Below are 10,169 nucleotides of genomic sequence, written 5' to 3'. Positions count from 1 at the left end.
TCGAAGATCGGCACGAGGGTCGGTTCGAAGCTCTCGTACAGACCGAACCAGCCCACAATGCCGCGGTGGGCCACGATGCCCACGGCCTGGGTGCGCAGCTCATCCGAACCGACGGCCTCAATCACCAGATCCGCGCCTTTGTTGCCGGTGAGCTCGGAGACCACGGCACCGAGGTCCTCGTCCGGAATCAGCACCGTGCGAGCACCGAGCGTGCGCGCGATGTCGAGACGGGCGGGCTGCTTGTCCGACACGATGATGTGCTTGAACCCGCGGCGCTTCGCGTCCTGCAGGAAGAACAAGCCCGCGGAACCGGCGCCCATGATCACGCACGTGCCGGCAGTGCGTGCGGGAACCTCGGTGGGCCAGTACAGGTCGAACGCGTAAATGCAGGTACCCAGTTGCTGGGCCATCATGTAGCGGCGCATCTGGGTGAGATCGTTGCTGTCCAGATCCGAGGGCAGCGCGACCGCGTGGTCGTCATCGAGGAGCATGTACTCGGCGAAGGCCCCGCCGAACTCACCCGGGGGAACGCACAGCACCGTGGTGCCCTCGGGGAATTTCTGGGAGTTGGATTCCGCGACCACGCCCACACCCTCGTGGCCCGGGTAGCCCGCGCGCTCGGGACCCATGGGGTGCAGCGTGCCGTGCAGCGCCGCGTGCAGGTCCGATCCACAGACCGACGCCGCCGTCATCCGCACCACGAACGTTCCCGGCTCGGTGGCCCGGGGCGTGGGCCACTCACGCACGGTGATCACGCCGGTTTCGGGCACGTGGGTTGCGCGCACGGGGGAACTCCTTTGCTGGGAGACTGAAAAAGCTAATGATTTCAACGGTACTTCATGGGCCGCCCCCGTCTGCGGGATCGGTTCTGATACCACGGGTCCGACAGGTACTTATAGGGTGGACCAAATGTCACTTCCCCGCGCGCTCAAACCCTTTGGCACGCCCGCCTACGCGGTGTTGGCATTTGCCATGTGCATGAGCGTGTTCGGATCCGGTCTCTGGGCGGTGGCACTGGTTGCCAAGGTGATGGCGCTGGGCGGCTCGGCGGTGGACCTGTCCATGGTCACCGCTGCGGGTGCCGTGGGAGCGGTCGCCTTTGTCCTGGTGGGCGGCGTGACCGCGGATCGTGTCCGGTTGAGTCTCATCCTGCGCTGCGTCGAGGCAATCAACTTGCTAACCGCCGCCGTGATCGTGCTGCTGACCTGGACCGATAACCTCGCCCTGTGGCACTTGGCCGTTGCCGGGTTCGTCTTTGCGGGGGCTCTGGGGTTCTTCTATCCCGCCTATTCGGCGGCGTTGCCGCGGATCCTGCCCGCCAGCCAGTTGTTGGCCGCCAACGGCGTGGAAGGAACCGCCAGGCCCCTGTTGCAGATTGCCGCCGGCCCCGCGGTGGGCGGTTTCCTGGCGGGCCTGGCCTTCCCCGCGCTCGCAGTGGTCGCGATTGCCGTGTGCCACGCGGCGGCCTTCACCCTGATGTTGTTCCTGCGCATTCCCACGACCGGCCGGTTCGGGGAGGAAGAATCGCAGGGTTCCACGGCGGTGCCGACCACGTCGATCCTGCGGGATCTGGCGGACGGGTTCCTCTACTCGGTGCGTACACCGTGGTTGTTGTGGACCCTGCTGTGGGCCATGACCGCGGTGTTCCTGTTCATCGGCCCGCTCGAAGTCCTGGTCCCGTTCCTGGTGGTGGATCGGCTGGGCGGTTCCGTGGCCAGCTATGGCGCGATGCTCGGCCTGTACGGGGTGTCCACGGCGCTGGGTTCGCTGATCACGGCGTCCATGCCCCTGCCACGTCATTATCTGACCACCATGATCTGGTTGTGGGGCTTCGGCACGCTGCCCTTCGGCCTGGTGGGCATGACCGATTCCTGGTGGGTCATGGCCATTGCCCTGTGCGTGTTCGGTGCCACCGGTGGCGCGGGGCAGGTCATTTGGGGCACGTTGCTGCAGCGCCGCGTGCCGGTGCACATGCTCGGCCGTATCTCGTCCCTGGACTTCTTCGTGTCCCTCTCACTCATGCCCGTGTCCATGGCGGTGGCGGGGCCGGTCTCGCAGATCCTGCCTCCGGAGGCGATCTTCTGGGGTGTGGCCGTCCTGACGCCTCTGCTCGGCGTGGTCGCGGTATTCGCGGGCCGCATGCACAAGGACCAGGCCGAGCATCCGCTGCGGTAGCCCACCCGAGCGAAACGCGACGACGCCGCCCCCGGACCTTTCGCTCGAAAGGTGCCGGGGGCGGCGTCGTCAGCAATCTGACCTGGCTGTATGTTCGATTCAGTATGCTTTGCGGCGCTGTTCCACGATCAAGTGGATGAGCGCGAACCTACCCTCTTGGTCGATCGCCCGATAAGCCTGCTCAAGCGCGCCGGGGATCTCCGACTCGCGCTCCACGCGCACACCGAAACCACCGAACGAGGTGGCCATGCCCGCGAAGTCCGGGTTCTTCAACTGCGTACCGGACACGCGCTCGGGGTACTGGCGTTCCTGATGGGTGCGAATGGTGCCGTACTCCTGGTTGTCCATCACGATGACCAGCGGCGTGGCACCGTACTGGGCGGCGGTGGCCAGTTCCTGACCGTTCATGAGGAACTCCCCGTCGCCGGCAATCGAAATTACGCGACGGCCCGGGTAGTTCAGGGAGGCGGCCACGGCGGAGGGTACCGAGTACCCCATGGAACCGTTGCGCGCCGAGATCATGGACGCGTAACCGTTGGTCGGGAAGTAGCGGTGCGCCCAGTTGGTGTGCTCGCCGGCGCCGAAGGTCACCATGGCGTCCTCGGGCAGGGTCGCCACCAGGTTGGCCATCATGGTGTCCATGGTGGCCGGGCCGTCAGCGGGTTGGGCGTCCTTGGGCTCGGCGAACTCGACCTGCTGCTGACGCATGCGCGCGCACCAGTCCTTCCACCCGTCCTTGACCGGGAGTTCCATGCGCACCAGGTCTCGCACGAACACGTCCGGCTTGGCCACAATCTGGTGCGAAACGGCACCGGAGCGGCCACGCATGGACGGGTCCATGGTCACGATGAAGTTCTTCTTGGACCAGTCCTGACGCACCAGGAAGCCGTTGGTGATCACGTCACCGGGCACGGTTCCCACGAACACCAAGAGGTCGGTTTCCTCGAGCAGGTCGTAGGTGGGGCGCGGGCGGCCGTAGCCGATGGGGCCCACGTAGGACGGGGAGTTGAACGGCACGGTTCCCTCGGTGCGCCACTCCGCGGCGGCGGGAATGTGGCGCTCTTCGAGCCACTGGGTGAACTTTTCGGCGCCCTCGTGGGTCCAGTCGTTACCGCCGGTCACGAACAGGGGCTTCTCGGCCTCCTTGAGCGCGTTTTCCAGGGCCTTCCAATCCGTCACCGTCATGCCGCCGCCGGCCACGGGGATCCGCGGGTGCAGGGTCGCATCGATTTCGCGGGTGATCACGTCCTCGGGCAGACCGACCACCACGGGGCCGGGTCGGCCGGACGCCGCGGCGAACATGGCTTCAGCGACATACTCCGAGGCGCGTTCGGCGTGGTCCAGAACCATCACGCGCTTGGCGCCGGAGGCGAACCACTGGTGCGGATCGAATTCCTGGAACGCTTCCTTCTCGCGGTGCTCAAAGGGGATCAGGCCCACGAACAGCACCATGGGGGTGGAATCCTGCCACGCGGTGTGCAGCCCCACGTGGGCGTTGGCGGCGCCGGGGCCGCGAGTGACCATGGCCACGCCGGGAACGGGATTCAGCTTGCCGTCCGCATCGGCCATGTAGGCGGCACCGCCCTCGTGGCGGGTGATCACGGTGTTGATGGGGGACTTGTAGAGGCCGTCCAGCACATCCAGGTAACTCTCGCCGGGTACCACGTAGGCGCGTTCCACGCCGTGGGCCACGAGTGAATCCACGATCACGTGGCCGGCCGATTTACGTCCTGCTGTGGAGTGTTCCGAAGAATTCTGGGTCACCGTGAGGTCCTCATTTCGCCATTGAAAAGTCGTGGAGATGGTGGGCGATTCCACGGGGATCGTCCGCGAATACCAGAGTCGAAACTACCCGAGAACGCGCGGGACGGGCGTATCGGGGCCCCATATTGGTTAATTCGACAAACTATGACCCTCCCGTGGTTCCGCGCGACAGGCGGCGGGAACGACGTCGCCCCGGTTCCGTACTCGCGTACGGAACCGGGGCGATCGTGGTCGGGTGACGGGGCGTCAGTCGTGCATGTCCTCGAGCTCCACGCCCTTGGTCTCGGAGACCATCTTGATGGTGAAGATCAGTGAGACCACCGCGAAGAACGCGTAAATGCCGTAGGCCAGTCCCAGCGAGAAGTTGGACAGCGCGGGGAAGGTGACGGTGACGGCCCAGTTGGCGATCCACTGCACGGCGCCGGCCACAGCCAGCGCGGCGCCGCGAATGCGGTTGGGGAACATCTCGCCCAGCAGAACCCACATGAGCGGACCCCACGAGACGCCGAAGAAGATCACGAACAGGTTGGCGGCGATCAGCGCGACCGGGCCGGCCACGGGGCCGAGGGCCGGGGTGAGCTGGCCGTCCACCATGACTTTACTGGCGGTTGCGAAGACCACGGCCAGGGTCGCGAGCGAGACGGCCATACCGGTCGAGCCCACGAGCAGCAGCGGTCGGCGACCCACCTTGTCCACCAGGAAGATTGCGACAATGGTCACCAGCACGTTGGTCACGGAGGTGGCCACGGAGATCACGAACGAATCGGACTCCGAGAAGCCCACCGACTCCCACAGCACGTTGGAGTAGTAGAAAATCACGTTGATGCCCACGAACTGCTGCAGGGCTGCCAGGCCGATACCGACCCACACGATGGGCTTGAGCCCACCCAGGGAACCACGCAGATCGGCAAGGCGAGGGGTGTGTTCCTTGTTGATGGTTTCGCGAATGCGGGCCACGCGTTCCTCGGCCACCCGATCGCCGTGGATGCTGGTCAGCACGGAGTGGGCTTCGTCCTCGCGACCGCGGGAGACCAGGTAACGCGGGGATTCGGGAATGGTGAAGGCACCGATGCCGTACATGACCGCGGGGACGGCCATGACCAGGAACATCCAACGCCAGGCCTCAAGACCCAGCCACAGCTCGTTCGCGGCACCGCCGGCCCAGTGCGCCAGCAGCGCGTCGATCAGCAGCGACAGGAAGATACCGAGCACAATGCCCATTTGCTGCAAAGAGCCCAGGCGCCCGCGCAGGTGTGCGGGGGAGACCTCGGCGATGTAGGCGGGTGCGATCACGGAGGCAACACCCACGCCCACGCCGCCGATCACGCGGAAAATGACCAGCGTGGTGATGTCATTGGCCAGGCCACAACCAATCGCGGAGGCCAGGAACAACACCGCAGCGATCTTCATGATCAGAATGCGGCCGGTGCGGTCCGCGATGCGCGAGCCGAAGAAGGCACCCACCGCTGCACCCAACAGGGCGGCAGCCACCGCGAAGCCCAGGGGGCCGGGGCCCACATCGAAGCGGGATTGAATGGAGGACACCGCACCGTTGATCACGGCGGAGTCGTATCCGAAGAGCAGACCACCGAAGGCCGCGACCGTGGTGATTCTGATGACTGTGCCGGTGTTCGCGTCGTGGCGCTCCGACGGTACTGCTTGCGCTGCTTGGCTCATCGCGCAGCTCCCTTGCTGTAACGAAGTAAGAAGGCGGGCCCCAAGGCATAGGACGCGGTGGGGACGCTAGCCGGAAGAAGGCTTGCCGGTAGTGGATCAAGATTAGGACTCAGATCACTAAATGTCCATGTCTTGAACACAAAAATGTTGGCTGTGTCTCACAGAGGTAGCGAAATATTCTCGAGCGCCATGATGAGGGCCCCGGTGAGGTGCGCCTCCGGGCCCAGTTCAGCGGCGCTGATGGTGAGGTCCCGGGTGCAGCCCTGCACTCCGTAGCGGGACACGATTTCCCGTAACGGCCCCAGCAACAAATCATTGGCGCGCGCCAATTCGCCACCCACGACCACGAGCTCGGGATTGATGATGTTGCACAGGTTGGCCACGGTGGTGCCCAGGGTGCGGCCGGTGTCCCCGATGACTCGCGCGCAACCGACGTCACCGGCCAGGGCGGCGTCGACGAGGTCCGCCACCGTGAAATCGGGACCCCGGGTGGTGCCCAGAAGGCCGAGGACGGCCTCGGAGGAGATGAAGGTTTCCAGGCATCCACGGTTGCCGCAGCGGCAGACAGCACCCTGTTCGTCCAGGGTCATGTGGCCGAGTTCCCCGGCGGATCCCGTGGCGCCACGGAACAGTCGACCGTTGAGGATCAGGCCCGCACCCACACCGTGGGAGACCTTGATGTAGGCCATGTTCTGCACGCCCCGTCCCCTGCCCTGGGCAAACTCTCCCACGGCTCCCGCGTTGGCGTCATTTTCCACCGTGACGGGAAGCCCCAGTCGAATCGAGGCGGCCGCACGGACATCGGTGTCGGCCCAGGCCGGGAGGATCGCTCCCGCACTCACCACGCGTCCCTCGAGATCCACCGGGGCGGGCAGGGTCAGTCCGGCGGCGAGCAGCTTGGCTCGGGACAGCTTCAGCTTTCGAACCATGGAGACCAATGTCGAATCTGCGGTGTCCAACACTTCGGTCACTGAATGGCCGCGTGGCAGGTCGAATCGTTCACGTGCTTTGATGTTCTGGTTGAGATCCGCAACGGCCACGGTGAGGTGGCGGTGGCCCACATCGAGGCCCACCACGAAGCCGGCGTCGTCGCTGAACCGGACCAGTTGTCCGCGGCGCCCGCCGTGCGATGAATCCATGGCGAGCACCCCGGCGGTCACCATTTCATGAACGATGGACGACACCGTGGACGGTGCCAGCGCAGTTTCACGCGCAATGGTGGCTTGGGTGGTGGTGCCCAACGTGCGCATGGTTTCGATCACCCGGCGCTGATTGGCCACACGCAGTGATGTTTGTGAGCCGGGGGCCGCCTCGTTCCGAGCGGTCGTGGAGTGCAGGGACATCGTCGTCCTCAATTTCCTGTGAAGATTCTCTTGCCCCGGAGTGTAGCCTGCCTTCGATTTTCGAAGACAAAAAGCCAGCTCAACAGGGTGAAGCCGCGCTCCCACAATGCGGGCGGCGCGGCTTCACCCGGCTGGTGTGACCGTGCTCAGGCTTCGTCGAACAACCGCAACGCCATGGCGGTGTGCGTCACGGCCGCGCCGGCACGCAGACCCGCGGCCACCATTCCTGCCTCCACGATCTGCTCGCGGGTGGCACCGGCGGCCTTGGCCTTCTTGGTGTGCACCTCCAAGCAGTAGGGGCACTGGGTGGTCAGCGCGACACCAATGGCAATGAGCTCACGGTTCAGGGGGTCGATGTGACCGCCCTCGCGGCCGATGGCTGCGTCGAAGGCCGCGAATTTGGTGAACTCATCGGGTGCGAGCTTCTTCAGCTCGCCCAGAAGCTTGAGGTCTTCGGGGGAGTGGTAATGATCGGCCATGAGTCATCCTGCTTTCTGCGATTACCGGTACTGACTGTCTCAGTCTGCGGTCGCGGGGGTGGCATTGGCCAGCAGTTGACGAACCTGGTCGGGGGCATCCGGATCCGCGGCAATGAAGTGGGTGTCCTTGGTGACCACGGTGGGAACCGTGGAATTGCCGTCGTTCAGGGACGCAACGTATTCCTTGGCCGCCGCATCTTCCCAAATATTGGTCCACGTAGCCTTCTGGCCGTCTTCACCCAGCCCGTATTCAAGGCGCTCGCAGAATGGGCACCCGGGGCGCCAATAAATTGCTACGCCACTGTTGTCGATGTGCTTGAGCGCATCGTCTTGAGAGACCTGTGGGTACTGGGAGTTCATGGGGATGGTGCCTCCTTGGGTCGGATCAGTTCACAGTCATAACGGCAGAGTAGAACAGTCGATTCCGTCCAGGGTCACAATCAAGACTTTTTAAATATGCAAGAACCAGAATACAAACTTTAAAGGGTTAAATTCTTGTTTTCGTTTCACGTGAAAACTTCAGGCTCGCAGCGGCTTCCTCGCGATGTCAGCAATCATTCGGTGTTGAGTGACACCATGGGTCCATGACCTATCCGGCGCAGAAAACTTCCCCCTCGCCGGGCGGGTCCCCGTGGCGTTTGCCGCAGTTGCAACATCGAGTGGCCGTACCTCTGGTCACGGTGCTGTTGGTTGCGACCGTCGGTCGATTGCTGGTGGTTTCACCGGAAATCACGCACGGGGAAACCGCGTTGCTCGAGGGGCTCGTCCAATACCGCAACGCAACTTTTGACGCCCTTGCCATGGCGATCCACGTGGTGTTCTCCAACGCGGGCATCGTGTTGATCATTGCCACGATCACCGGGTGGCTGGCCGTATTCCGGCGGAGACCCTTGGATGCCACGGCCTTCCTCATCACCTCCCTCACGGGTTGGGCCGCCATTGGTTTGGTAAAGGTCGCCGCGGAGCGCCCCCGTCCGTCCCTGCCGGCCGGCGAGCAGCTCCTCCATCTCGAAGGCGCCACATCGTTCCCGTCCGGACACACCGGTGGCGCATTGGCCATTGTCTTGGCCCTCATGCTCGTGAATTTCCGATCTTCCCAACGCAACCGGATTTTGTGGTTCGGGTTGGCGGCGGTGGCACTTGTGGGGGCAAGCCGAATATACGCTGCGGCGCATTATCCGCTTGACGTGCTGGTTTCCATCCCGGTGGCCTGGGCGGGCGTGATGATCGGTGGTTCCCTGGCGAACGCACTGGTGCCGGCGTTGGCATACGGCTTCGGGTGGTCGCAGGCGGACGCCACGGTGCCCGCTCCCCAAAATACGCGTGTTACGAGCGGGGCGACTGGCTCGACCGCGGCGTCGTCGTGGAGCGAGACCGTGACGGCGGAAAGAAACCGCCCGGCCTTCGACCTGGACGAGTCGGAGGAGGACCGGGCGGCCTAAGGGGACCGAAGGAATCAGTCGTCCACGGTGTAACCCGCTTTGACGCACAGCACCGGGCACGAGGCCTCCAACAGGATGCGCTGAGTGGTGGGTGCCATGATGAGCTTGCCCACCGGCGTGCGCTTGCGCGTGCCGATGACCAGCAACTCGGCGGTGACGCGTTCGCACGCGTCCAGGATGGCGTCCGCGGGGTCGCTGTCCGGGTGGACGGACACCAGCTCATGCTCGATCCCGCTCTCGGCCAGGAGTTCCTGATCCTCCGCCGACGCAGCCGGTGATGCCTGCTCAGCGGGGCGCCCGAAGCGTTGCTTGGGCGCGGGGGCCTGGACGATGACCAACTTGCTGGATCGCAGTTTCGCTTCGTCGAGGCCGGCCCGCAGGGCGGCGCGTCCGGCGGGGGTGGGCAGGTAGCCGACAACAATGCTCATGGGTGTCTCCCTGGGGCGTGTGGAACGGATGCGTTTAGCGGTCGGGGTCTTCGAGGTGCGCGAGATCTTCGGGGTGATGGAACCGTGCGCGGCGGCCCGTGAACAGGCGGTCGTACAGGAAGTTCAGCAGCCAGAGGGCCACACCCAGTCCAATGAGGATCACGGCGATCTGATACTCGATGGGATCCTGCGCCCACGGGCCCAACAGGTAGGCACAGGTGATGGCGCCCAGGTAGGGCAGCACCTTGGGTGCGTGGAAGTACGCGTGGTTTTCCTGGGATTTGTCACGGCGCAAGATGATTGCCGCAATATTGACCACGGTGAACACGCCCAGCAGCAGCAACGCGGTGGTGCCGCCCAGCGCGGAGGCCGTGGACTTACCCATGAAGTTGTTGACGATCAGGATGAGCACCATGCCCAGCACCGTGGTGAAGATGATGGAGGTCCACGGCGTGCGGCGTCCCGGAAGTACCTTGCCGAGGATCCCGGGAATCACACCCTGGCGGGCCATGCCGTACAGCAGTCGAGACGCCATGAGCATGTTGATCAACGCCGTATTGGCCACGGCAATGATGGTCAGGAACGGGTATATGGCGTCAATCGGAACACCGGGCGCGCCAATGCGGACCACGTCCAGCAGCGGGGTGGTGGATTCGCCGAGCTGACCGATGGGAACGATCGCCACGGTGAAGATCGAGACCAGAACGTAAACCACCAGGGTGATACTCAGACCCAACAGCATGACGCGGGGGAAGTTCTTGGTGGGGTCCTTGGTCTCCTCGACCATGTTGACCGAATCCTCGAACCCCACGAACGAGAAGAACGCCAGGGAGGTCACCGCGGTCAGGGCCATGAAAATAC

The 10,169-nt window shown here is 64.4% G+C and carries 10 protein-coding genes; 2 read left to right on the top strand and 8 right to left on the bottom strand.

Annotated elements, in window-relative coordinates; all coding sequences use genetic code 11:
- Positions 1-785, bottom strand: a 785-nt coding sequence (locus Q4E95_RS04085) for a zinc-binding dehydrogenase (protein ID WP_303382094.1), incomplete at its 3' end; no start/stop codon positions are given.
- Positions 786-909: 124 nt separating this feature from the next.
- On the opposite strand from Q4E95_RS04085, the gene Q4E95_RS04080 reads away from it, so the two are divergent.
- Entirely contained in the window at positions 910-2,175 is a 1,266-nt protein-coding gene (locus Q4E95_RS04080) for an MFS transporter (protein WP_303382093.1), read from the top strand.
- Positions 2,176-2,274: 99 nt separating this feature from the next.
- On the opposite strand, the gene Q4E95_RS04075 is transcribed toward Q4E95_RS04080, so the two are convergent.
- From Q4E95_RS04075 to Q4E95_RS04055, 5 genes are all read right to left on the bottom strand, one after another.
- Entirely contained in the window at positions 2,275-3,939 is a 1,665-nt protein-coding gene (locus Q4E95_RS04075; protein ID WP_303382092.1) for a thiamine pyrophosphate-dependent enzyme, read from the bottom strand.
- A gap of 246 nt (positions 3,940-4,185) precedes the next feature.
- Complete coding sequence (locus Q4E95_RS04070; RefSeq protein WP_303382091.1) at positions 4,186-5,616, bottom strand: sugar porter family MFS transporter; 1,431 nt, start codon at positions 5,614-5,616, stop codon at positions 4,186-4,188.
- A gap of 158 nt (positions 5,617-5,774) precedes the next feature.
- Positions 5,775-6,959, bottom strand: a complete 1,185-nt coding sequence (locus tag Q4E95_RS04065; protein ID WP_303382090.1) for an ROK family transcriptional regulator — start codon at positions 6,957-6,959, stop codon at positions 5,775-5,777.
- Between the two features lie 146 nt (positions 6,960-7,105).
- A complete protein-coding gene (locus tag Q4E95_RS04060) occupies positions 7,106-7,438 on the bottom strand; it encodes a carboxymuconolactone decarboxylase family protein (RefSeq protein WP_303382089.1) in 333 nt (110 codons plus the stop codon).
- 39 nt (positions 7,439-7,477) lie between these two features.
- Positions 7,478-7,798, bottom strand: a complete 321-nt coding sequence (locus Q4E95_RS04055; protein WP_303382088.1) for a glutaredoxin domain-containing protein — start codon at positions 7,796-7,798, stop codon at positions 7,478-7,480.
- A gap of 224 nt (positions 7,799-8,022) precedes the next feature.
- Here Q4E95_RS04055 and Q4E95_RS04050 point away from each other — a divergent pair, with 224 nt between their 5' ends.
- Positions 8,023-8,880: a phosphatase PAP2 family protein gene (locus Q4E95_RS04050; protein ID WP_303382087.1), complete on the top strand. Its 858-nt coding sequence runs from the start codon at positions 8,023-8,025 to the stop codon at positions 8,878-8,880.
- A gap of 14 nt (positions 8,881-8,894) precedes the next feature.
- Here Q4E95_RS04050 and Q4E95_RS04045 read toward each other — a convergent pair whose 3' ends face one another.
- Both Q4E95_RS04045 and Q4E95_RS04040 read right to left on the bottom strand, forming a co-directional pair.
- On the bottom strand, positions 8,895-9,308 hold the full coding sequence (locus Q4E95_RS04045; protein ID WP_303382086.1) for a universal stress protein: 414 nt from the start codon (positions 9,306-9,308) through the stop codon (positions 8,895-8,897).
- A 34-nt stretch (positions 9,309-9,342) separates the two neighbouring features.
- A partial coding sequence (locus Q4E95_RS04040) for an APC family permease (protein WP_303382085.1) occupies positions 9,343-10,169 on the bottom strand: 827 nt, incomplete at its 5' end.

The organism is Kocuria sp. (assembly GCF_030536815.1).
Classification (GTDB): Bacteria; Actinomycetota; Actinomycetes; order Actinomycetales; family Micrococcaceae; genus Kocuria; species Kocuria gwangalliensis.
This window is presented reverse-complemented; position numbering and strand designations above follow the sequence as displayed.

Excerpts from the sequence above, each read along its gene's own strand:
- Q4E95_RS04065 (WP_303382090.1), bottom strand. The coding sequence starts at position 6,959 with ATGTCCCTGCACTCCACGACCGCTCGGAACGAGGCGGCCCCCGGCTCA.
- Q4E95_RS04050 (WP_303382087.1), top strand. The coding sequence starts at position 8,023 with ATGACCTATCCGGCGCAGAAAACTTCCCCCTCGCCGGGCGGGTCCCCG.
- Q4E95_RS04055 (WP_303382088.1), bottom strand. The coding sequence starts at position 7,798 with ATGAACTCCCAGTACCCACAGGTCTCTCAAGACGATGCGCTCAAGCAC.
- Q4E95_RS04045 (WP_303382086.1), bottom strand. The coding sequence starts at position 9,308 with ATGAGCATTGTTGTCGGCTACCTGCCCACCCCCGCCGGACGCGCCGCC.
- Q4E95_RS04080 (WP_303382093.1), top strand. The coding sequence starts at position 910 with ATGTCACTTCCCCGCGCGCTCAAACCCTTTGGCACGCCCGCCTACGCG.
- Q4E95_RS04060 (WP_303382089.1), bottom strand. The coding sequence starts at position 7,438 with ATGGCCGATCATTACCACTCCCCCGAAGACCTCAAGCTTCTGGGCGAG.
- Q4E95_RS04070 (WP_303382091.1), bottom strand. The coding sequence starts at position 5,616 with ATGAGCCAAGCAGCGCAAGCAGTACCGTCGGAGCGCCACGACGCGAAC.